Raw genomic sequence first — 22,124 nt, 5'->3', positions numbered from 1 at the left:
AATTTATGAAATTTGTTAAGAATGATCAAACTGCAGTTTTTGCCCTGGGTGGATTAGGCGAAATTGGCAAAAACACATATGCAGTTCAGTTCCAGGATGAAATAATTTTAATTGATGCCGGCATAAAATTTCCAGAGGACGAGCTATTAGGCATTGATTATGTTATTCCGGATTATACCTATCTGGTTAAAAATCAAGAAAAAATAAAAGGTTTATTTATTACTCATGGACACGAGGACCATATTGGTGGTATTCCCTATTTATTACGTGAAGTCAATGTTCCAATTTATGGTGGCAAACTGGCTCTTGGATTAATTAAAAATAAACTTGAAGAACACGGCTTATTAAGAAATGCAAAGCTGATTGATATAAAAGAAGACGATGTCATTAAGTTCCGCAAAACATCGGTTACTTTTTTCCGCACCACTCATAGTATTCCTGATTCTTATGGAATTGTTGTTAAAACACCACCAGGTCAAATTGTTCATACTGGTGATTTTAAATTTGATTTTACTCCTGTCGGTGAACCAGCTAATTTAACTAAAATGGCCGAAATCGGTAAGGAAGGCGTACTTTGTTTACTCTCAGACAGTACGAATAGTGAAATACCTGAATTTACGATGTCAGAACGCCGCGTAGGCGACAGTATTAACGATATTTTCCGTAAAGTGGATGGCCGAATTATATTTGCTACCTTTGCATCGAATATTCACCGATTGCAGCAAGTAGTAGAGGCTGCCGTGGTATATGGAAGGAAAGTTGCAGTTTTTGGACGCAGCATGGAAGCTGCCATAAATATTGGACTTGAATTAGGGTATATTAATGCACCTAAAGAGACCTTTATTGAAGCAAATCAAATTAATCGACTGCCTGCTGATAAAGTTACTATCCTTTGTACTGGAAGTCAGGGCGAGGCGATGGCTGCCCTATCAAGAATTGCAAATGGTACACACAGACAAATTCAAATCATTCCCGGAGATACCGTTGTTTTTTCATCTTCACCAATTCCTGGGAACACAATCAGCGTGAGCAGAACTATTAATATGCTCTACAGAGCAGGTGCTGAAGTCATTCACGGAAAACTCAGTAATATTCATACCTCTGGTCACGGTGGACAGGAAGAACAAAAGCTTATGCTTCGCTTAATCAGACCGAAGTTCTTTATGCCTATTCATGGTGAATATCGTATGCAAAGAATGCATGCTAAGATTGCCGTTGATTGTGGCGTACAAGAAGAAAACTGTTTTATCATGGATAATGGTGAAGTATTAGCTCTTTCCGAGGATACAGCACAAGTTGCAGGAAAGATCCCATCTGGTTCCGTTTATATTGATGGCAGCGGAGTAGGCGACATCGGAAATATCGTCTTACGTGACCGTAGGATCCTCTCAGAAGAGGGGTTAGTGGTTGTGGTGGTAAGTATTAATATGAAAGAATTTAAAATTGCATCAGGACCAGATTTAATTTCACGTGGATTTGTTTATATGCGAGAATCAGGCGATTTAATCAATGACGCACAAAACCTCATCACCAAACACTTGAATAGGGTAATGGAAAGAAAGACAAGCCAATGGTCGGAAATTAAAAACGAAATTACCGATACATTAGCTCCTTTCCTGTACGAAAAAACAAAACGCAGACCAATGATCTTACCAATCATTATGGAAGTGTAAATAATAAAAGAAGCGGAAGCACCTGTAGGGGCGCTTCCGCTTTTCTTTATTGTCTAGCTCCAGCGCCTAGGCGCTGGAGCTTTTCTTATTCCAATACCTTTTTTTCAAATCGATCGATATCCTGGTCTGTTCCGATTACAATTAACACATCATTAGCGTGAAAGGTTTCTTTCGCTTGTGGAGAAACAATAATCTCTTCTCCTCTTTTAATAGCAACAATATTTAAACCATATCTCTTCCGAATGTCCAAATCCATAATCGTATGACCACTAAGTCTTCCATTCGCGACAATTTCAACAATACTGTGTTCATCTGAAAGTTCAAGATAGTCAACAACGTTACTAGAGGCCATATTGTTTGCTATACGTCTTCCCATATCTCTTTCTGGATGAACAACACTGTCTGCTCCAATTTTACGGAGGACTTTTTCATGGTAATCATTTTGAGCCTTTACTGTAATACGTACGACACCTAGTTCTTTAAGAATAAGGGTTGTTAGTATGCTTGATTGAATATCATCGCCAATAGCAACGATTACATGATCAAAGTTCCGGATCCCTAAGCTTTTTAAAACGGCTTCGTCTGTTGTATCACCTACAACTGCATGGGAAGCAATCATAGCATATTCATTGACACGTTCCTCATTTTTATCAATTGCCAGTACTTCCATCCCCTCATCGGTCAGTGTACGGCAAATACTTCCACCGAATCGGCCCAGCCCAATGACTGCAAAGCTCATTTTCATAGTATTCCCCCTCTGCATCAAACATTCTTACTACGATCCATTTTAGCATTATTCATTAAAGATATATAGTATGGTACTTCTATTTACTCAGGTCTGTTTTTCTTCTTTCTATAAAAGAAAACGAAAAGAAATCCTAATAATAATAAAATAGCTATGATAGGGATATTGCCAATAATCAATACAACTAAACTCGATAAGCCAGCCAACAACATATTGATACTTTTCATAAATTGTTTTTTTGTTTTTTCCCAAGTATTTAACTTGTCTTTATCGATCGTTGGAATAACTACGCTTTTTTCATATAAAGTGATGTTAACCGTCGATAGGGATGTTTGATTTTCTAAGAATTTCATCTTTCCTTCAATGGCCTCGATTTCCTCTTGGACAACTGCTAAATCAGCAGAGATTTTCAATAAATCTTCTGTCTTTACAGCACTTTTCATGAATGCTGTTAACCGCTCTTCCACTACCCTTTTTGATTTTAATCTTGATTCAAGATCAACATATTCCTCCGTTACATCCTGCCCCGTAATGCTTCTATGCAGAACCTCAGCAGCTTGGCTCTCTGCATCATGTAAAAAAGCTTGAAAGTTTTTTTGTGGTATTCTTATTCTAATGCTGCCACTTACTTGCTCCTTCCCCTCTTTGTACACATTGGACTCAGTAATATAGCCACCATATTTGATTACTTTCTCTTCAAGAGTTTGGACCGTTTTATCGAATTTTTTTACACGTAGTTCGAGATCCGCTTGATAAATGACCATTTGGTTTTGAATTTTTATATTATTGGGTTCAGTTGGTTTTTCCGCCTTTCCCGATTCACCTGAATAAAAGTCTGCTTGCTCGCTACTTCCAGATTGAGCTTTATTTAAAGCCACATCATTACTTTGAGACATTTTTTCACTTTTTTCCTCACTGCCCGCACTGCAACCAGCAATCCAAACTAATAAGATAATAAATAGGATAGGTAACCTTCGTATTCTATTTTTCATCTTCAAACACCCCTTTAATTCTTATTGTTATGGCATGTATAAATATTTACTTATAAATACCGACGAGTAAAAGGCTGCAAGGTTACAGTCATATAAAAAAGCTGCCCGTTGAATTACAACGGGCAGCTTTTCAATGGTTATTATTCTGTTTTTTCCAATTCATCCAAGACACGGTTTACACGTTTCTCGAGCATTTTCATGCCGCTTCCACCTGCTTGGAAATGACGGAGCTTCCCTTCACGGTCAAAGACATAATACGCAGGGACATATTGATTTTCGAACGCTTCTGTTAACTTATGTTCACTGTCTACAAAAATCGGTTGATTGATACCATGTTCTGCGGCTACTTGTTTAATTTCCTCGATATTCAAATCGTTTTCAGAACGCGGCATATGAACAGCAACCACATTTAATTTGTCCTTAAAATCATCACGAAATTGGTTGACTTGAGGCATTGCTTCTTTACAAAGATGGCAGCTGACCGACCAAAAATGGATTAATGTTGGTTTTTCACCAATAAGGTCAGACTTTGTTACTTCACCATTTAACCATTCAACAGCCCCAGTTAATTCTGGCATTGGTTCACGTAATTTCATGTGGTATCCCCCTATTAAAAAGACCTAACACTATAATAGGTTAGGTCAATCTATTTTCTACAAATTATACATTCAATGTAGCTTGTCCAGGCTTCCAGTTAGCTGGGCAAAGACCACCAGTTTGTAATGCTTGAAGTACACGAAGAGTTTCATCAACATCACGGCCGATATTGTTGTGGTTCACAACAGAATACATTAATTCACCTTCAGGGCTGATAATGAATAATCCGCGTAATGCGATCCCTTCTTCTTCAATTAGAACACCATAGTCACGAGCTACAACATGGTTAGTATCAGCTGCTAATGCGTAGTTTAAATCACCAAGACCATTTTCTTTACGGTCTGTTTTGATCCAAGCAAGGTGAGTATGAATAGTATCAGTAGATGCACCAATAACAACTGCATCTAAATCATCAAACTCTTCATAGCGGTCTGATAAAGCTGTGATTTCAGTTGGACAAACAAATGTAAAGTCCATTGGATAGAAGAATAATACAGTCCACTTATCGTTTTTCATGTTTTCTTCTAGACTTACTTTACCAAATTCTTTGTTTGGCAATACTGCATCCATTTCAAAACGTGGTGCTTGTTTACCTACCATACGTTCAGGCATTCAAATCCCTCCAAATATTAATGGTTATAGCAATTCTCATTTGCTATCCTTTATCACAATACTAATTATAGGGTAGAACTTATTTCGAGTCAATATTAAATTATAATCAATTTAATTAAATAATTATTATTAATTATAACCCTATTTCCCCTCCATAAGTTTACCCTATTTACTTCAGAATAAAACGACGATATGTAACAATTTCCCTTTTAATTCTCTTTTATTTTATCATGATTGCGAATCAGAATAAAATAATCAGCCTGCTTATCTATTCCCCAGATGAGAAAAATAAGATCTAATAACTTTAATTGCTACACCTATTGCTTCCTCCTGTGGATTTAACTTTGCATGGTGCAATCCATATGGTGATTCTACACCAAGCCAAAACATAAGCCCGGGGATTTCTTTTAACATATAACCAAAGTCTTCACCTGTCATCGCTTCCTTACACTCAATGACATCCACATTGGTTTCTTCTTCAATATATTGCATAAAGTCTCTTGTGATCGACTCCGTGTTATATACTTGATGATACATCGAACCATAATCGATTGAGGCTTCACATTCAAAGCCTGCTTCGATTCCTTTAACAATTGCTTCAATGCGATGTTTAACCTTTTTCATTGATTCAGCTGAAAGCGATCTAATCGTTCCTTCCAGTCTTGCATTTTCAGCAATAATGTTTTGAACTGTGCCTCCAGTAATTTTCCCTATGGTTATAACAGCACTATCTAATGGGTCAACATTTCTCGAAACAATGGTTTGGAGCTGATTGACCAATGAACATGCGGCAACAACCATATCATTCGTTTCGTGCGGTCTTGCTGCATGCCCCCCTTTGCCCTTTAGATCAATAAACAATTCAGAGGTATTTGCAAATAATAACCCTTCCTTCAATGCTATTGATCCAACGGGATACTCTGGTGCAATATGTAAGGCGAAAATCAGGTCTGGCTTCCATTTTTGCATTTCTTCTGATTTTAACATTGGTTCTGCTCCGCCAGGTCCTTCCTCGGCCGGTTGGAAAACAAATAAAAGGTCATCTTTAATTGGATTCTCTGTGAAATAAGTAAGTACCCCAAGAGCAATGCTCATGTGAAAATCATGGCCACAAGCATGCATCTTGTCATTATGTGTAGATGAAAAGGGTAAGTCTGTATCTTCACTTATAGGTAATCCATCAATATCTGTTCTATAACCAATTGTTTTATGAGGATCGATACCGTGGATCTTAACAAACAAACCAGTCTTCCATTTCTTTATGGTCATACGGTCTTGTGGCAAAGATTCAAGGTAATTTAACAAGTATGCCTGTGTTTTAAACTCTTGGAATCCTAGTTCTGGAATTTGATGAAGGTCACGGCGGATTTTGATAAAATGATTCATTTAATTACCTTTCCCCCCTATAAAAGAAGCGTGGAAAGAATCCACGCTTCCACTTTTATTATCTAACCTAGTACCTCTAGGCAATTCCGCTTTTATAGTTGTCGAAGTTCTTGCATAATTTCAGTTTTCGATTTTGTTTTTTCATCGATGTCTTTTATTTTCCTAGCAGGCATACCAGCTACAACTGTGTACGGCGCTACATCTTGAGTAACTACTGCACCAGCAGCAACTACTGAACCTTGTCCAACTGTTACCCCCTCAAGGACCACGGCATTTGCACCAATAAGAACGTCATCTTCAATTACAACTGGCTTAGCAGATGGTGGTTCAATTACTCCCGCTAATACTGTTCCAGCTCCAATATGACAATTCTTTCCAACCGTTGCTCTGCCGCCAAGGACAACACCCATATCAATCATGGATTTTTCGCCAATCACTGCACCAATATTGATAACAGACCCCATCATAATAACTGCATTATCCCCAATCTCTACTTGATCACGGATAACAACACCTGGCTCGATTCGTGCATTAATATGCTTCATATCTAATAAAGGGATTGCAGAATTACGGCGGTCATTTTCAACTACATAATCTTCAATATTTGCTTTATTCACTTCTAATATTTCATTAATATCAGACCACTCACCAAAAAGAACACCAGTATTCCCATTAATAAAAGTTTTTGTTTCATTACCAAAATCAATACCCTCTAATTGACCTTTTACATAAACCTTTACTGGTGTAGATTTTTTGCTATTTTGAATAAAAGAAATAATTTCATTTGCATCCATCATTTTCATTAGTAGGCCCCCTATTGTTGTCGTTACTAAAAATTACTTTATCAAACAAAAGAACTGAAAACAAGGAAAAACCACCTTATTCTTCTGAAGATTCTGCGATATATTCCTTAATTAATTCGACAAAAGCTTTAACTTGCTTTAGTTGAAAGGCTGATTCATAGCCCAAAAGCCATGTATCACGTTTTAAGGGGTGATTATTCTCATCTACAAGCGGTATTTTGAAAATTTCCCTGTCAGTTTTCGTTAATGTTATCGCCGGTAGTATAGCATAACCGATACCATTAAAGGCCATTTGTTTACAGGTTTCAATTTGATCGACGACTACTGTTCTTTTTGGTGAAGTCTTAAAATTTCTCATCCACCAATCCTGAATTTCTTGATAATAATTTGAATCACTTTTAAATTGAATGAAAGGACGGTCTGTATGTAACACTTGTTCAGGACTAGTAATTTCCCTGTCAACTAAATATAACGGGTCATTAAAAAGGTGAACCTTAACCCCTTTCCAATCAGGAGTTCCCCGAATAATTCCAATATGAACTTGGTCCTCATATAAGAATTTTAAAATTTCGCTGCTCCATCCGGTCACTAATGAAATCTTAACTTGAGGGTATCTATCAATAAATTTCTTTAACACCTGCGGAAGCCAGTTTTGCCCTACAATCGAAGCAACAGCAATTTTTAAAGTGCCTGACACCCCCGATTGGAGAGAATAAATAGTTTCACGAACCTTTTCTTGCTTGGTAAGTACATCATTGACAAATTCAATGACATGTTCACCAGCAGGAGTTAGTGATAAACCTTTTTGTGAGCGAATAAATAGTTTAGTGCCCCAATCTTTTTCAATTGTTTGCAAGCGTTGTGAAAGGGCGGGTTGTGAAACAAATAGTCGTTCCGACGCCTTTCGCATATTCATTTCCTGAGCCAATACAGATAGTAGCTGAAATTCAGATAATGAGGACAAACGGACCACTCCTTAAAAAAAGCCCTGTGAAAGTTACACAGAGCTATCAATCTTTTTCGGTATAAATAATATTAATAGTAAACTAATAACAGCAAATGCAAGGACAACATAATAAACAAAGTGAAGGGAATGGGTCAAACCATTCTGTAAGATACTTCGGGCTGATTCTGAGAGTTGGTCTCGTTCAGTAGATTTTAAGAGGATATTGACATCATCCACTGAATAGGAATGTCTATTTTGGCTGAAATACTGACTTAGCCGATTATTTAGGATACCTCCTAGTAATGCGGCACCAATGGTATTTCCAAGATTCCGCATAAACATATTAGATGCGGTGGCGATTCCTCTTTGTTCCCAACCAACAGTACTTTGAATCGAGACAATAAATGCTGTTGATGTTAAGCCCATCCCTAATCCTACCAAAAATGAACCAAACGCTGCCCATAGTGGCCCAGATGATGCTGACATTGTCACAAAAGTTATACTGCCGATGATTAAGGACACCCCGCCAATAATCGAAGTTTTTCGATAGCCAATGGTAATTAACCATCGTCCTGCTAGAGTGGATGCGATAGGCCAGCCTATTGACATCGTTGTCAATGTAAATCCTGCGACAATAGGGGTTTGTTCCATCACACCTTGGACAAATGTTGGTAAAAAGCTGGAGATTCCAATTAACATAATACCTGTTGTAAGCGATGTTGTGTTAGCGATAAGAATGGAACGTTCTTTCCATAGCGAAAATGGCATAACTGGTTCCTTAGCACGGCTCTCTTGTAACACAAACAAAAGGAATGTTAAGGCACAAAATGCAAATAAACTAAGTGTCTGCCATGAATCCCAAGCAAAGCGGCTTCCACCCTCCACAAGAATAAACATCAGCGAAGAGATCATGAACGTCATCAATAGCGCACCAAGATAATCTATCTCATGTTTTTTCTTACTGATATCTTCATGTAAAAACATCCAGAGACCCACTAATGAAAGAATCCCAAGTGGAATGTTAATCCAGAAAACATAATGCCAGCTAACATATTGAACAAGTAATCCCCCAACTGCTGGTCCTGTAATTGCCGAAATACCCCAAACACTAGATAGATATCCCTGAATTTTCGCTCTTTCCTCAGTAGTGTAGATATCACCAACGATGGTTGTCGCGATTGGCGTGACAGCCCCAGCGCCAAACCCTTGAATCAAACGAAATACTATTAACATTTTCATGGAAGTAGCGAACCCACATAGTATCGAACCGATTAAAAAGAATATAATACCGATTGTAAGTATTGGTTTCCGACCGAATAAGTCAGATAATTTCCCATAGATGAGCACGGTTACAGAATTCATTAATAAGTACGCAGAAAATACCCAGCTATAAAGGGTGAATCCGCCTAGGTCTGCAACTATGGCCGGCATAGCAGTGGAAACAATCGTGGCTTCAATCGCTCCCATAAACATTGCTAACATCACTGATGCTAATACTAGTGGTTTTTTTGTTTGCTTTTTTCGTGAACTTTCTTTGGTAATCTTTCCAGTAGGGATACTCATATTACCACCTCAAACGTTAAAAAAATCAAGCTCCCATTTCGGGAGCCTAAAAGCATCATTTTTCAGTGTTTTGAATTTTGTTAATTATTTTATTTAATTGATTTAATAAAGTGCTTCTTGGTAATATTCCTTCAAAATAACCATCATCAGTCTCTACACATAAAAAAGGTTGAGTAACAAGTAACTCAAGACATGTTTTAATTGATGCCGAAATTTTCACGCGCGGTACCGAGCTTTTCATAATCTCTTCTACACGCTTTTTTTCAAGTTGTTCAAACTCAATTCGTTCTAATCCTAGAATTGAATCCATAATAATTGGTGTGCTAATTAACCCATGAAGTTTGTAATGGGGATCTAACACAGGAATTGCCGTATAACCGCTTTTTGTTAAAACTAATAAGGCATGTTCGAGGTTATTCCCAATTTGCACATGTGCGACCCGTTCAGAGGGGATCATTAATTCTTTTATCGTTAATTTTAAAAATTCATCGTTAGGAAGACTGATCATCGCCGTAACTCCTCAATTTGTTTTTCTACAGTTACATTCTACCATAGTATCCAGGAGTCTGTGTTAAATTTGGTACCGTAACGTTGGAAACGTTTCCTCCTCCTGCACCATTGTGCACGACATGAAAAAGAAAGGAACCCTTAAGGTCCCTTATTGAATCAAATCAAAAATTTCAATTGTAATCATATCAATATTATCAAATTGATAACGTTTTGGTTTTTCCTTTTCATTATAGACTTCTAATTCAAATGTCTCCGTTTTCGGATGAAATGTTACTTGACACTTCCGATCTCCGTTAACTTCGAAATAGCGTTGTGCTGGTTCACCACTATTTGCTGTTTCCTGAAGATTTTTTAACCTCGTTAATATACCTTGAAGCTGTGACATATGCTTCGACTCCTTTCCAACCAAACAAACATCTACAATTATATTTCTCATTTAGCATTTTTCTATCCGAGTGGATGACTTTCACAATTTTCCAGACGTAATTAAATATGCCAATATTAAAAGAATAAAATAACACTGACCATTTGTCCAAGTAAAAATAATAAAATAGGGTAATTTTTTCTATGTGACCGAAGTTTGGGTATTAAACATATAACAATCCTTTAAAGTAATTGATCGTTTTGGAATAAGTATTGATAGGCAATATCAATAAATAAATAATCATCCCCATTCATAGGAAAAGAAAAAGTACGAATGGTTTCTCCAGTTTCTATATCAGAGTATAAGTCAGATAAGATCCCTTTCCGCTCATTTCTCATTTTAATAATATTTTCTAAAAAATATGGCCGCCAGCTCCAGTTCTTATGAATGTATTCTGCTTGTTCAATCCATCCATCTATCCCTTTGAAAATATTGACAGATTTCTGGAAGCCATCCTCATCACAGACATACATCCTAAAAGCTATCTGGTCTAATTCTTTTATTAAAGCCTGAAAAAGGGTTTGAAATGTTCCATTCCTGTTTTTCATCACAATCTCTTGGACCTTAGCTTGAAAGGTTTCTGCGGTCGTATAAACAGCCTCTAATTTCTTTTTTTCATAGGAAATAAAGTCATGAAACTTATCTCTTAATCGCTCTTTCAACAAATCATGTTGAATAAAGTCAGGTGCAGGCGGATGTAAATAATATCCCTGATAATAGCGGCCGCCATTTTTCCATGCAAATTGCAGCTGATAACTCATCTCAATATTCTCAAACAAGAGGGTTGCACCTATTTTCCTTGCCAGCAGGGATAACGAATACAATACATCATTAAAATTTATTCCTGTTGATGTTGATTTTAAAGCCTGTAAGTTAATTTTCAAAATATCTGGTTCCAGCTGCCCAATCCGTTCAAAATAATGACTTTCACTATCAATTCTTGCAATGGCTATTTTTATTCCATATGTTCGATAATATTGGAGTAAGTGATCAAATTGATTTAAATCCCCAGAATAATTCCGATCAGATATTTCAAGGACAATTCGAGTGAGATTAAACCCTTTTTTTTCAAAAGAGAGCAGTTCTTGTAAGAAAGGCTCACCATGCCCGTACATTAATAAATCAGCATGTCTATTTAAAAATATACTTACATCCTCATCTAGGGTCAGTGCTTTTTCTAGCGCCATTTTAACTAATAACAAATCTACTTCGTATTTATATTCATCAGGAATTTGATCATCTTGAAAAAAGTTCCCTAAACTAATGATATTCTCTTCAGATTTATATCTCCCTAACACCTCATAGGCAATTACACTTTGTTGATCGGCACTAAAAATCGGTTGAAAATAGGGAAATACATTTTCAAGATCCGATAGTATTTCCAAAGCATCCATCCAAGTACCTCCAAAAATTTTTTCTTATTATACCATACGCTTATGTAAGGTTTATCGTTCTTTTCCAAAAGGATACCATTATAACCGCCTAGAAACAATCATATCCTATACCCAAGTTGTATGATAAGGAGGATATGTTTTGAAAAGACTTTGTTTATTAACCATGATCCTTCCTATGTTTGGATGTAGCCATTTTGATGCTGATACCAATGATAACAGTGAAATTAAACAGCCTCTCTCCGCGGTAACAGTAGAAGAGAGCACACCCAACTCTTCAACATCTAAGTTAAATAGTACTCCTTACAATATTCACGATGTAAAAGAGCAAGTGATAAATGTTAAGAATAAAGTAAATAAAAGCAAGTCGGTTACTACCACCCAAAAGAAAAAAGAATCCGTAATGCTGAACGTAGTGCTAATTAAGCAAAATCCTGAGTTACGATACGGTTGTGAAGTCACAAGTCTTGCAATGGTGTTAAATTATGCCGGGGTAAAAACAAGCAAGTTCGACCTTTACAGATCTGTTCGGAAAGATTCAGACCCGTTAATCAAATCACCAAAAGGTGATATTTTACGTTGGGGAAACCCTGCTGATGGCTTTGTTGGGGATATGACTGGCCGAAGAGCAGGTTATGCTGTGTTTGACAAACCAATGATTGACTTAATCAACCAAAAACTTCCTGGAAGAGCGGTTAATTTAACAAACAAGCCCTTCGATCAAGTATTAGAGCATGTATCTGCTGGATATCCTGTTGTAGTTTGGACAACCGGGGATTACCGCCTGCCTGACCGTTGGGAGGGATGGTACCACGGGAAGCAATATATTAAAACTCCCCTTGATTTACATGCCGTCGTCTTAGTAGGGTATGACAACAATTATGTCTACTTGAATGACCCCCTATCAGGTAGAAAAAAAGTACGGGTTGGTAAACAACAATTTATATCATCGTGGAAAGCATTAAAAAGCCGAGCAGTTAGTTATCATTAGGAAAAGCAGCCAAATTTGGCTGCTTTTATGAATATTTTATCTTTTTATGAATAAACACATACAAAGTACCTTTCCACTTGCATTATTTATCGTTTTTAATGAAAATACAGAAAGATGCTGCTTTTTTGGTAAATAACAGATAGGCTGGTAGAAAAAATGGCTAAAAAACAGACGAGGAGAACGTTTTTAAGACGATCATTTGGCTCAGTCCTTACCCTTCTTGGCTTAAGTTCGGGTGGATTTCTATATGCTAACCGAATAGAGCCTTCCTTACTCGATATACAAGAACTTCAAATAAAACATCCATTAATCCCAAAAAGCTTTGATGGGATAAAACTAGTACAATTTAGTGATACTCATTTAGGTTTTCAGTATAGTCTTCACCAATTTACTAAATTAGCAAAAAAAATTAATAGTCTTCAACCTGATATAATTTTGTTTACTGGAGATTTAATGGATGAGCCCAATCAATATACAGAAATTAATAAATTGCTGCCGATTTTAAAGGGTTTACATGCTCCACTTGGAAAATACTGCATTTTTGGAAATCACGATCATGGCGGATATGGTTCTGATATTTACAGAAATATCATGGAGAACTCTGATTTCAACGTCCTTTTAAATGAATCAGCTCCAGTTAAAATGAGTGATGGAAGCATGATCTGTTTGCTCGGAATTGATGATGCGATGTTAGGGAATCCCAATCTGCCATTGGCATTAAGAAATGTGCCTCAAAATACTTTTAAACTATTATTATCGCATGCCCCTGATCTTGCACAAACCGCGGCACAATATCCAGTCCATTGGCAACTTAGCGGCCATAGCCATGGGGGACAGATTAAAATCCCATTTTTGGGAGCACTTGTGACTCCCCCCTTTGGCCAATTATACCCAGAGGGTCTTTATTCAGTTGGTGATGATTCCTCCCTATCACTCTATGTGAACAGAGGAATTGGAACCACTCGCCTCCCTTTTCGCTTTTTGTCAAAACCTGAGTTAACTATTTTTACGCTTAGACACGAAAAGTAATCAAGAAAAAACTCCTTTCCATTATTTTTGATGGGAAGTTTTTTTAAATTAGAAAAAGTTCTTTACAATAATGTTTGTACATTCGATTATTTATATTTTACAATGAAATTAACGTTATATTTCTTTTTATTAATAAAAAAGGTATAATATAGATGTTTTATATAACTGAAAGGAGAACATATTTTGAATCGTGATCAGAAAGGCCCCCTAATCAATCTAAATCTAACCATCGACAACCTCGCACAAGCTATCTTTATTGTGAATCGCCATGCCAAAACAGCACCTAATCCCAAATTATTGTACAAATTAAAACAGGAAACACTTAAGAAATTAATTAACGAAGGTAAAGCGAAAAAAGTGGGTCTCCATTTTTCTGAAAATCCGCGAAATAGTCAACAGCAGTCCGACGTGCTAGTTGAATGTGGAAGGTACACATTCCATATGCCTCCAACGAAAACTGACTTTCTAAATCTACCTCATTTTGGGAAATTAGACGAACGAGTAAGAAATCCAAAAGCAACACTTTCCCTTAATTCAGCAAAAGCATTACTTCAACTTTATACAGGTATTTCAGATCTAGAGCAAATTCCACCGAAAAATAAAAAAAGCAAAACCTATCAAAAGCCCATCTTCAAAAAATTAGGCGAAAGATACTCTTGAAGCCAGGTCTCCTGGCTTTTTCATTTGGAACATCTGTCCTTTTTCGCAACAGCTTCGTGATGATTTTGTGAACAATATCACTAAAATATAGACGTGTATTCACAGCAGATTTACAATACAGTTATAGATAAATAATTCAAAGAGGTGCTTTACCAATGAAAGGAACTGCGATTCTTTTTCAGGAGCAAAATGTTACATTTATTGAAGATGTTGATCATTCTATTTATGAAGAAATTAAAGAACAGTGTGGTTGTGAACAATGTCATTGCAAACTCGAAAATAAATTAGTTAATTTCGGTGCTGTATCGCCTGTATTTTGGCACGAAGACGAAGTTGACTGGGACTATGGCTACTAAAGACACTGTCATTTTAAATACACCACCACCCTCTAAAAACGATCTGAGAGCTCAGATCGTTTTTTTTCATTCCTGTTTGGTAGAATCTTCACCCAAAAATAGTCTATAATCATTTTATACATAAAAAGAAATGAAGATTTACTCGGAAGGATGGACAATGTTGGAGCATTTAATCAATCAACGCGTAAAAAATATCGAAATCTCCGGAATTAGAAAGTTTTTCAATATGGTAGCCGATGTCGATGACTTAATTTCCTTTACGATTGGGCAGCCTGATTTTCCTACTCCAGAGCATGTGAAAATGGCCGGTATTGATGCGATTAAGCAAAACTTCACTTCATACACCCATAATGCAGGAACGATAGAATTAAGGGAAGCTGCTTGTAATTTTGTTAAAACTAAATATGGCTTGGATTATAAACCTGAATCAGAGGTTATTGTTACTGCAGGGGCAAGCGAAGCAATCGATATTGCATTTCGGACTATTTTAACAGAGGGTTCGGAAGTTCTTTTACCGGGGCCGATTTACCCTGGCTATGAACCAATTATTAATATGATGGGAGCCACCGCAGTCCATGTCGATATTCGACAAAATCAGTTTCGCTTTACTCTAGAAATGATTAAACCCTTAATTACTGAGAAGACCCGCTGTATCGTACTCCCCTACCCTTCAAACCCAACGGGAGTGAGTCTTACAGAATCAGAGTTAAGAGAAATAGCCGATTATCTTAAGAATAAAAATATCTTTATCCTGGCAGACGAAATATATAGCGAGCTTACCTATGATCAGCCACATAAGTCAATTGCTGCTTTTCTAAAGGAACAAACCATCCTCATTAATGGTTTATCAAAATCCCATTCAATGACAGGCTGGAGAATCGGCTTTTTATTTGCCCCTGATAGCATCGCAAAACATATTTTAAAGGTTCATCAATATAATATTTCTTGTGCCACTTCCATAGCACAGAAGGCAGCCTATGCGGCATTAACAACAGGTATTGATGATGCGATTGTTATGAAAGAAGAATATTTAAAAAGAAGAGAGTATGTTTACAAGCGTTTATCTGCTATGGGACTTCATGTAGTTAAGCCAGACGGTGCATTTTATTTCTTTATAAAAATCCCTGAAACCATCGCATTAAACAGCTTTGATTTCTGCCTTAAGCTTGTTCAAGATACAAAAGTGGCTGTTGTTCCAGGTAGTGCTTTCTCAGAATATGGTGAGGGCTATTTCCGTTTATCGTTTGCTTGTTCGATGGAATTATTAGAACTCGGCCTAAACCGGCTAGAACCATTCTTGAAAAACTTGAAATAGGGAAAATTCAAGACCCTCACAATGAATGTGAGGGTCTTAAGATGTAAGTATTACTGCCCTTTGTATTTCCCATTATTTTTAGGTGCTTTTTCTTTTTTTGCTTTTTCTTTATGAGCTTGATTTGCCGCTGCTGAACCTATTTCAGTGGCGAATTCTTCGTTGGCAACTGCAGAATCAAATCCCTTTTTATTCTTTTGTTTAGCGTCGTTCTTTTTCGTCCTTTTAGCCATGTTACAATTCCTCCTATATCAAGATATCTCTCATAGTTTCAAATAGATAGGAGGAATTTATTCAATCCAATTTATCACTTCCAATATTTATAAAGCGCTTGGGTACCGCTATTTTCTTCTCCTCTTTCTGCCAATTGATCATATAAAGACTTGGCCAAGGAAAGACCTGGCACTTCCATCTCCATTCGTTCTGCTTCATCTATCGCGATTTTCATATCTTTAATAAAATGCTTTATGTAAAAACCAGGTTCAAAATTTCCTGCTAACATTCTAGGAGCAAGATTGCTCAACGACCAGCTGCCAGCAGCTCCCGTGGTTATACTTTTAAGGACATTTTCAGGGTCCAGACCAGCTTTTTCAGCATAATTAATCGCTTCACAGACACCCATCATATTTGAAGCAATCGCAATTTGATTGCACATTTTTGTATGCTGACCTGCACCAGGTTTACCTTGATAGACTACGTTAGTTCCAAGAAGTTCTAAAATAGGCCGCACCTCTTCAAATGCTCCCTTTTCACCCCCAGCCATGATCGAAAGTTTAGCTTCTTTCGCTCCCACATCTCCACCAGATACTGGTGCATCTATAGCCTGAATTCCTTTTTTCTTTGCCTCCTCATAAATTCTAACCGCAAGTGAAGGGGAGGAGGTTGTCATATCGATAAAGTAACTACCTGGAGTTCCATTAAAAATTAAACCATCTTCATCGAAGTATATTTCCTCCACATCTGTTGGATAACCTACCATTGTAAATGTCACCGATGCCTTTTCAGCCACCACTTTGGGAGTTGATGCCCATTCTGCACCTAGATTTAAAAGTTCTTGTGCTTTTTCCTTTGTCCTTGAATAAACAACTAAGGAGTATCCAGCATTTATTAAATGACCTGCCATACTTTTTCCCATAACCCCAGTACCAATAAAACCAACCACCGTATTTTCTGGTGAAAGCAACATCATCATTCCTCTCATGTCTATTTTCTTATTTATTTTAGCATTATCCATTAAAAATATCGCAAAAAAAAACCGGAGCGTCCCAATCGCTCCAGTCTTTGTGCTCCATCTCCAATATTATGCACATCTTTATTTTGCCCTTTTTCATTCCAACATAATCATAAATTACAACTCTGATGAAAAGTTTGTGAGATAGACACGGCCGAAAACTTCTTGATTATTAAAGACTTCAATCGAAACGGCATTATTCTTTTCAATCATGTTTTTAAGTTCATGAATATGTAAATCTTCTTTTAGTGGAAGCGGGTCCATAAAAATATATTTTTCGCTTTTTCCTTTTACTTCTAAATATTCACCGTTTAACACTTGATCTTCGCCGTATACTATTTCTCTTTTACCAATTGCGGCTGCTAGTTTATCATCATGAATAGTTACTTTCACTTTATATAATTGCTGTCCTGATAATATTTCATTGTTAATTCGAAATCGGAACTGTAATTCATTATTTTTTGTCAACAAAGCATCTGCATAACGATTGACAATTAATTCATTGGAAAACAGTAAACCACAGCCACTCATTAGCATGGACCCACATAGAACCAAGAGCAAAACAGTCATGAAACGAATATTCTTCAGCATGTAATAACACTCCCTTAATATTTTTACCATAGCCAAATTACATCGGTAATAAACGTAAAGAAAGGTTAATATAGGAAAAAACTTTTTTAAATTGCTTTGATCATCCCTCCATCTACTAAAAATGAACTGCCTGTCATATAAGAATTAGCATCAGATAATAGGAATGCCGCAACATTTGCAAATTCCTCAGGAGTACCGTATCTCTTTAAAGGAATTCCTTCCTTGGCCTTCAATGCAATGGTTTCTCTGTCAACCCCTAATTTATCTGCGTTTACTTGATCTAAATGATTAACGCGGTCCGTGGCAATCCGACCAGGTGCAATCGTATTAATTAAAATATGATATGGAGCTAACTCAGACGCTAGTGTCTTTGAAAGCCCAACAATGCCAGTCCGGAAAGTGTTTGAGAGTATTAATCCTGGAATCGGTTCTTTAATTGAAGTAGATGCGATGTTAAGAATTTTCCCGCCTTGTTGTTTTAAATAGGGCAATGCTGCACGAATCATTCGAACATATGATAATAAATTCAATTCAAAGGAACTCTGCCATTCATCATCTGTTAATTCCTCAAACGAACCTGCAGGGGGACCTCCAGCATTGTTCACTAGCAAATCGATACTTTGAAATGTATCTGCAGTTACTTTTACCAACTGATTAATATCCTCTACATTCATTATGTCAGTTTTTTGGTAGGCTACTTTTCCCATTCCGAGAGATTCAAGCTGACTTGCTTTCTGTCTTAGCTTTTCCTCGTCACGTCCAGAAATCATAACATTGGCTCCCTCTTTTACTAAACGTTCAGCTATTGCAAACCCTAGACCCTGGCTCGAAGCAACAACCAAAGCTGTTTTACCAGTTAAATTCAACTCCATCGTGTTCGATTCCTCCTTCATAAATCTACTACTAGTATACAGGATATATCGAGGGAATACTTGGTAAAATTTCATAAAAAAAGAGACAGATTTATTCTGCCTCTTTTCCAAAAACTAGAGTTGTCTTTAAAAGGTATGTGCCAAATCTTTTGCTCTTGCAATTGCATTTTCTTTAATTTCTTGCGCCTTGTCTGGCATAGCATTATGACCTTCTACAAACAATCCTTCAAGAGAAGGAACTCCAAAGAAACTCATCATCACACTAATATACCGGTGTCCCATTTCCATCTCTGCTGCAGGCCCCTCTGAGTAAAATCCACCGCGTGCTTGTATGTGCAAGGCTTTTTTATCAGTTAACAAACCTATTGGACCTTTTTCCGTATATTTAAAGGTCTTTCCTGCAACTGCTACTGAATCAAGATATGCCTTCATAATGGGTGGAAACGAGAAATTCCATAGAGGCGTGACAAATACATATTTATCGGCACTCACAAACTGCTCACTTAACTCATTAAGTCGGCTGACTTTTTGCTTTTCCTCTCCTGTTAGGTCATCAAAGCTTTGACCGGAACGGAGTTTACCCCAGCCGCTAAATACATCAGCATCAATATGAGGTATATTTTCTTTATACAAATCTAAATGTATAACCTCGTCACCAGAATTAACTTGTTTATAGCTATCAATAAAAGCCTTACCTACTGCCATACTATAGGATTGTGTTTCATCGTGAGGATGTGCAGTGATATACAATACGCGTACCATTCATGCTCCACCTTTCATTTGAATAAAGACATTATTATTATCAGTTTAAAGGCAGGAAAATAATCAAAAAGGATCTGCCCGAAGACAAATCCTTTTTCTTCCATCATCCATCATTTATTCATTTGTATCAAGGGAGTAAGGGTTCCGACCAATATTACTTCTCATTTCATCAGTCATCTGGAATGTTTCATTAACCAATGACTCATTTGTTGCCTGACCTAGTAGTGAACTCCCATCATAATGTACAGGTTTTTGTTCCATATGTCCTTTCACCTCCACCATTACTACTATAGTATGTATAATTATCACCTAATATATTTCCTGTTTTTGTCTATTAACCACCCAAAAGAACTTCCTTAAAATAGGTATTTAGCATTACATATTATACTCAAAGATCGATAATAAAAAAGACAAATATATGAAAAGTCAAAAAAATATGTGTATGTATCACAAAAAGACCGGCTAATCTTCAGCCGGTCTTTTTGTTTCATATATTTACTTTGTTGCAGCATTAACTGCTTCGATAACCTGATCAGTTGTTTGCATATTTAAAACTTCTTGAGCAAGCTTCTCCATATCAGATTTTTTCAAATTCCTGATTTGAGAACGAGCTTTTAAAATTGATGTAGCACTCATTGAAAATTCATCAAGTCCAAGTCCAATGAGAACTGGAATAGCTGTTTCATCTCCTGCCATTTCCCCGCACATACCTGTCCATTTTCCTTGTGCATGTGCTGCATCAATAACCATTTTTACTAATCGTAAAATGGATGGGCTATATGGCTGGTATAAGTAAGAGACACGCTGATTCATTCGGTCTGCAGCCATTGTATATTGAATTAAATCATTTGTACCGATACTAAAGAAGTCTACTTCTTTTGCAAATTGATCCGCTAAGACGGCCGTTGACGGAATTTCAACCATAATACCAAGTTCAATACCTTCAGCAACTTTCTGGCCTTCAGCAAGAAGTTTTTGCTTTTCTTCTTCAAGAATTGTTTTGGCAGCACGGAACTCATCTAGTGTTGCAATCATTGGGAACATGATTTTTAAGTTTCCATAGCTGCTCGCACGTAACAGTGCTCTAAGCTGAGTTCGGAAGATGCCTTGCTCTTCTAAACATAAGCGAATTGCACGGAAGCCTAAAAATGGATTCATTTCCTTTGGAAGATCCAAGTAAGGAAGTTCCTTATCTCCACCAATATCCAGGGTACGAACAACCACAGGCTTACCATTTAAACCCTCTAAAACAGCCTTGTAGGATTCAAACTGTTCTTCTTCTGTTGGTAGTTGATCTCTTCCCATATAGAGGAATTCAGTCCGATATAGACCTACACCCTCACCGCCATTTTCAATAACTCCTTTTAAATCCTTTGGAGTTCCGATATTGGCTACTAACTCAACATGGTGATCATCATTTGTTACAGTTGGTTCATTAACAAGCTTTGCCCATTCGGCTTTTTGAACTTCGTACTCATTATGAATTTTACGGTACTGTTCAACAAGCTCAGGTGTTGGGTTAATATGTACCTCACCCTTAAGTCCATCAACAATAACAAGATCTCCATTATTGATTTCCTCTGTCGCTGCCTTTGTTCCAACTACCGCTGGAATTTCCATTGAACGAGCCATGATAGCTGAATGAGAGGTACGTCCACCAATGTTTGTTGTGAATCCTAAGACAAATTGTCTGTTTAATTGTGCTGTGTCGGAAGGAGTTAAGTCTTCAGCAACAATAATCACTTCTTCAGCAATCATACTTGGATTAACAAGCTGCACACCTAATAGATGAGCTAATACACGCTTCGTTACGTCACGAATATCTGCTGCACGTTCTTTCATATATTCATTATCCATCTGTTCAAACATCATAATGAACATATCTGCTGTTTCCTTTAATGCAGATTCAGCATTTACTTTATCAGATTGAATTTTATCTTCAATTGGTGAATTTAATTCAGGGTCACTTAATACAAGTAGATGTGCTTCAAAAATCGCTGCTTTATCAGCTCCAAGGTCTACTTTTGCACGGTCACGAATTGCTTCGAGTTCTGTTTTAGATTTCTCTATAGCCTTGCGGAAACGGTCAACCTCAGCAGCAGCATCATCAATTGTTCTGGATTCAAAAGATAAATCTGGTTCAACAAGACGGTATGCTTTTGCAATAGCGATCCCGTTTGATGCGGCTATTCCCTGTAAAAAAGTCATTATTCTGCCAATCCTTCTTTTTTCAATGTCTCTTCAAGGCTATTTAATGCATCGTTTGCATCGTTTCCTTCTGCAGAAATGGTAATATCAGCTCCTTGGCCAACACCTAAAGACATAACGCCCATAATTGATTTTAAGTTAACTTTTTTACCTTTATATTCTAAATGAATCTCAGAATCAAATCTGCTTGCTGTTTGAACTAATAAAGTTGCTGGTCTAGCGTGAATTCCTGTTTCTGCGACTATTTTAAATTGTTTTTCTGACATGCTAATCAAACTCCTTTAGTATTTATATAAGATAAAACTTGCTTCATTAAAAATAAACATTTCTCATCATTTAGTCAACTAAATCAATAACTAACTAAAGAGTAATAGTAAAATCATTTCTTTCCAACTATTTTTTCCCAAAAAGAAACAAACATGTAATGCTTATTAACTCTGATGATAATGTTTTGATTTATACAATTGCTA

General features: G+C 36.9%; 25 protein-coding genes. 6 read left to right on the top strand and 19 right to left on the bottom strand.

Features of this window, described 5'->3' with window-relative positions:
• Positions 1-5 precede the first annotated feature (5 nt).
• Complete coding sequence (gene rnjA, locus ACE198_RS03670) at positions 6-1,673, top strand: ribonuclease J1 (RefSeq protein WP_251456255.1); 1,668 nt, start codon at positions 6-8, stop codon at positions 1,671-1,673.
• An 85-nt stretch (positions 1,674-1,758) separates the two neighbouring features.
• Here the strand turns inward: rnjA and ACE198_RS03665 are convergent, their stop codons facing one another.
• The 11 genes from ACE198_RS03665 to ACE198_RS03615 all read right to left on the bottom strand — a co-directional run bounded on the left by ACE198_RS03665 (position 1,759) and on the right by ACE198_RS03615 (position 11,645).
• A complete protein-coding gene (locus ACE198_RS03665) occupies positions 1,759-2,418 on the bottom strand; it encodes a potassium channel family protein (RefSeq protein WP_098572594.1) in 660 nt (219 codons plus the stop codon).
• An 83-nt stretch (positions 2,419-2,501) separates the two neighbouring features.
• A complete protein-coding gene (locus ACE198_RS03660; protein WP_375374740.1) occupies positions 2,502-3,410 on the bottom strand; it encodes a DUF4349 domain-containing protein in 909 nt (302 codons plus the stop codon).
• Positions 3,411-3,550: 140 nt separating this feature from the next.
• Positions 3,551-4,006, bottom strand: coding sequence for a TlpA family protein disulfide reductase (locus tag ACE198_RS03655; protein ID WP_098572592.1), 456 nt, complete (start codon positions 4,004-4,006; stop codon positions 3,551-3,553).
• Positions 4,007-4,070: 64 nt separating this feature from the next.
• Positions 4,071-4,619, bottom strand: coding sequence for a peroxiredoxin (locus tag ACE198_RS03650; protein ID WP_098572591.1), 549 nt, complete (start codon positions 4,617-4,619; stop codon positions 4,071-4,073).
• A gap of 264 nt (positions 4,620-4,883) precedes the next feature.
• Positions 4,884-6,005, bottom strand: a complete 1,122-nt coding sequence (locus ACE198_RS03645; protein ID WP_375374739.1) for an N-acetyldiaminopimelate deacetylase — start codon at positions 6,003-6,005, stop codon at positions 4,884-4,886.
• Between the two features lie 92 nt (positions 6,006-6,097).
• Positions 6,098-6,808 (bottom strand): 2,3,4,5-tetrahydropyridine-2,6-dicarboxylate N-acetyltransferase, encoded by a 711-nt coding sequence (dapD, locus tag ACE198_RS03640; protein WP_375374738.1) that lies wholly within the window; start codon positions 6,806-6,808, stop codon positions 6,098-6,100.
• A 76-nt stretch (positions 6,809-6,884) separates the two neighbouring features.
• Complete coding sequence (locus ACE198_RS03635; protein ID WP_098572588.1) at positions 6,885-7,772, bottom strand: transcriptional regulator CcpC; 888 nt, start codon at positions 7,770-7,772, stop codon at positions 6,885-6,887.
• A 33-nt stretch (positions 7,773-7,805) separates the two neighbouring features.
• Positions 7,806-9,317: an MDR family MFS transporter gene (locus tag ACE198_RS03630; protein ID WP_375374737.1), complete on the bottom strand. Its 1,512-nt coding sequence runs from the start codon at positions 9,315-9,317 to the stop codon at positions 7,806-7,808.
• A gap of 55 nt (positions 9,318-9,372) precedes the next feature.
• The gene (gene cbpB / locus ACE198_RS03625; protein WP_375374736.1) at positions 9,373-9,825 is read right to left on the bottom strand and encodes a cyclic-di-AMP-binding protein CbpB; all 453 of its coding nucleotides are present in this window, start codon (positions 9,823-9,825) and stop codon (positions 9,373-9,375) included.
• A 150-nt stretch (positions 9,826-9,975) separates the two neighbouring features.
• Positions 9,976-10,212: a YkuJ family protein gene (locus ACE198_RS03620; protein WP_026566292.1), complete on the bottom strand. Its 237-nt coding sequence runs from the start codon at positions 10,210-10,212 to the stop codon at positions 9,976-9,978.
• 221 nt (positions 10,213-10,433) lie between these two features.
• Positions 10,434-11,645 carry an EAL domain-containing protein gene (locus ACE198_RS03615; protein WP_375374735.1) on the bottom strand — a complete coding sequence of 404 codons (1,212 nt, stop codon included), beginning with the start codon at positions 11,643-11,645 and terminating at the stop codon, positions 10,434-10,436.
• A gap of 139 nt (positions 11,646-11,784) precedes the next feature.
• Here ACE198_RS03615 and ACE198_RS03610 point away from each other — a divergent pair, with 139 nt between their 5' ends.
• From ACE198_RS03610 to ACE198_RS03590, 5 genes are all read left to right on the top strand, one after another.
• Entirely contained in the window at positions 11,785-12,633 is an 849-nt protein-coding gene (locus ACE198_RS03610) for a C39 family peptidase (RefSeq protein ID WP_375374734.1), read from the top strand.
• 156 nt (positions 12,634-12,789) lie between these two features.
• On the top strand, positions 12,790-13,662 hold the full coding sequence (locus ACE198_RS03605) for a metallophosphoesterase (protein ID WP_375374733.1): 873 nt from the start codon (positions 12,790-12,792) through the stop codon (positions 13,660-13,662).
• Between the two features lie 183 nt (positions 13,663-13,845).
• A complete protein-coding gene (locus ACE198_RS03600; protein WP_098572583.1) occupies positions 13,846-14,322 on the top strand; it encodes a YkyB family protein in 477 nt (158 codons plus the stop codon).
• A 155-nt stretch (positions 14,323-14,477) separates the two neighbouring features.
• Entirely contained in the window at positions 14,478-14,678 is a 201-nt protein-coding gene (locus ACE198_RS03595) for a hypothetical protein (protein WP_098572582.1), read from the top strand.
• 160 nt (positions 14,679-14,838) lie between these two features.
• The gene (locus tag ACE198_RS03590) at positions 14,839-15,993 is read left to right on the top strand and encodes an aminotransferase A (protein WP_375374855.1); all 1,155 of its coding nucleotides are present in this window, start codon (positions 14,839-14,841) and stop codon (positions 15,991-15,993) included.
• A gap of 50 nt (positions 15,994-16,043) precedes the next feature.
• Here ACE198_RS03590 and ACE198_RS03585 read toward each other — a convergent pair whose 3' ends face one another.
• The 8 genes from ACE198_RS03585 to ACE198_RS03550 form a co-directional block, all read right to left on the bottom strand.
• Positions 16,044-16,223, bottom strand: coding sequence for a hypothetical protein (locus tag ACE198_RS03585; protein ID WP_144548723.1), 180 nt, complete (start codon positions 16,221-16,223; stop codon positions 16,044-16,046).
• A 74-nt stretch (positions 16,224-16,297) separates the two neighbouring features.
• Positions 16,298-17,176: an NAD(P)-dependent oxidoreductase gene (locus tag ACE198_RS03580; protein ID WP_375374732.1), complete on the bottom strand. Its 879-nt coding sequence runs from the start codon at positions 17,174-17,176 to the stop codon at positions 16,298-16,300.
• Between the two features lie 162 nt (positions 17,177-17,338).
• On the bottom strand, positions 17,339-17,812 hold the full coding sequence (locus ACE198_RS03575) for a hypothetical protein (RefSeq protein WP_098572580.1): 474 nt from the start codon (positions 17,810-17,812) through the stop codon (positions 17,339-17,341).
• An 86-nt stretch (positions 17,813-17,898) separates the two neighbouring features.
• Positions 17,899-18,684 (bottom strand): SDR family oxidoreductase, encoded by a 786-nt coding sequence (locus ACE198_RS03570; RefSeq protein WP_375374731.1) that lies wholly within the window; start codon positions 18,682-18,684, stop codon positions 17,899-17,901.
• 126 nt (positions 18,685-18,810) lie between these two features.
• Complete coding sequence (locus ACE198_RS03565; RefSeq protein WP_375374730.1) at positions 18,811-19,446, bottom strand: FMN-dependent NADH-azoreductase; 636 nt, start codon at positions 19,444-19,446, stop codon at positions 18,811-18,813.
• Positions 19,447-19,560: 114 nt separating this feature from the next.
• Positions 19,561-19,707, bottom strand: coding sequence for a hypothetical protein (locus ACE198_RS03560; RefSeq protein WP_180230028.1), 147 nt, complete (start codon positions 19,705-19,707; stop codon positions 19,561-19,563).
• A 234-nt stretch (positions 19,708-19,941) separates the two neighbouring features.
• Positions 19,942-21,654: a phosphoenolpyruvate--protein phosphotransferase gene (ptsP, locus tag ACE198_RS03555; protein ID WP_375374729.1), complete on the bottom strand. Its 1,713-nt coding sequence runs from the start codon at positions 21,652-21,654 to the stop codon at positions 19,942-19,944.
• On the bottom strand, positions 21,654-21,920 hold the full coding sequence (locus tag ACE198_RS03550; RefSeq protein WP_026566280.1) for a phosphocarrier protein HPr: 267 nt from the start codon (positions 21,918-21,920) through the stop codon (positions 21,654-21,656). Before ACE198_RS03550 ends, ptsP begins: the two co-directional genes overlap by 1 nt.
• Between the last annotated feature and the right edge of the window lie 204 nt (positions 21,921-22,124).

The sequence above is a fragment of the Neobacillus sp. KR4-4 genome, from assembly GCF_042136325.1.
Classification (GTDB): Bacteria; Bacillota; Bacilli; order Bacillales; family Cytobacillaceae; genus Neobacillus.
The sequence above is the reverse complement of the archived record's forward strand: the minus strand, read 5'-3'. Positions and strand labels throughout refer to the sequence as shown.

Coding starts and splice junctions, on each gene's coding strand:
- ACE198_RS03560 (WP_180230028.1), bottom strand. CDS start 19,707: ATGGAACAAAAACCTGTACATTATGATGGGAGTTCACTACTAGGTCAG.
- cbpB (WP_375374736.1), bottom strand. CDS start 9,825: ATGATCAGTCTTCCTAACGATGAATTTTTAAAATTAACGATAAAAGAA.
- ACE198_RS03620 (WP_026566292.1), bottom strand. CDS start 10,212: ATGTCACAGCTTCAAGGTATATTAACGAGGTTAAAAAATCTTCAGGAA.
- ptsP (WP_375374729.1), bottom strand. CDS start 21,654: ATGACTTTTTTACAGGGAATAGCCGCATCAAACGGGATCGCTATTGCA.
- ACE198_RS03585 (WP_144548723.1), bottom strand. CDS start 16,223: ATGGCTAAAAGGACGAAAAAGAACGACGCTAAACAAAAGAATAAAAAG.
- ACE198_RS03570 (WP_375374731.1), bottom strand. CDS start 18,684: ATGGAGTTGAATTTAACTGGTAAAACAGCTTTGGTTGTTGCTTCGAGC.
- ACE198_RS03580 (WP_375374732.1), bottom strand. CDS start 17,176: ATGTTGCTTTCACCAGAAAATACGGTGGTTGGTTTTATTGGTACTGGG.
- ACE198_RS03655 (WP_098572592.1), bottom strand. CDS start 4,006: ATGAAATTACGTGAACCAATGCCAGAATTAACTGGGGCTGTTGAATGG.
- ACE198_RS03595 (WP_098572582.1), top strand. CDS start 14,478: ATGAAAGGAACTGCGATTCTTTTTCAGGAGCAAAATGTTACATTTATT.
- ACE198_RS03660 (WP_375374740.1), bottom strand. CDS start 3,410: ATGAAAAATAGAATACGAAGGTTACCTATCCTATTTATTATCTTATTA.
- ACE198_RS03575 (WP_098572580.1), bottom strand. CDS start 17,812: ATGCTGAAGAATATTCGTTTCATGACTGTTTTGCTCTTGGTTCTATGT.
- ACE198_RS03565 (WP_375374730.1), bottom strand. CDS start 19,446: ATGGTACGCGTATTGTATATCACTGCACATCCTCACGATGAAACACAA.
- ACE198_RS03665 (WP_098572594.1), bottom strand. CDS start 2,418: ATGAAAATGAGCTTTGCAGTCATTGGGCTGGGCCGATTCGGTGGAAGT.
- ACE198_RS03630 (WP_375374737.1), bottom strand. CDS start 9,317: ATGAGTATCCCTACTGGAAAGATTACCAAAGAAAGTTCACGAAAAAAG.
- ACE198_RS03605 (WP_375374733.1), top strand. CDS start 12,790: ATGGCTAAAAAACAGACGAGGAGAACGTTTTTAAGACGATCATTTGGC.
- dapD (WP_375374738.1), bottom strand. CDS start 6,808: ATGAAAATGATGGATGCAAATGAAATTATTTCTTTTATTCAAAATAGC.
- ACE198_RS03645 (WP_375374739.1), bottom strand. CDS start 6,005: ATGAATCATTTTATCAAAATCCGCCGTGACCTTCATCAAATTCCAGAA.
- ACE198_RS03615 (WP_375374735.1), bottom strand. CDS start 11,645: ATGGATGCTTTGGAAATACTATCGGATCTTGAAAATGTATTTCCCTAT.
- ACE198_RS03650 (WP_098572591.1), bottom strand. CDS start 4,619: ATGCCTGAACGTATGGTAGGTAAACAAGCACCACGTTTTGAAATGGAT.
- rnjA (WP_251456255.1), top strand. CDS start 6: ATGAAATTTGTTAAGAATGATCAAACTGCAGTTTTTGCCCTGGGTGGA.
- ACE198_RS03550 (WP_026566280.1), bottom strand. CDS start 21,920: ATGTCAGAAAAACAATTTAAAATAGTCGCAGAAACAGGAATTCACGCT.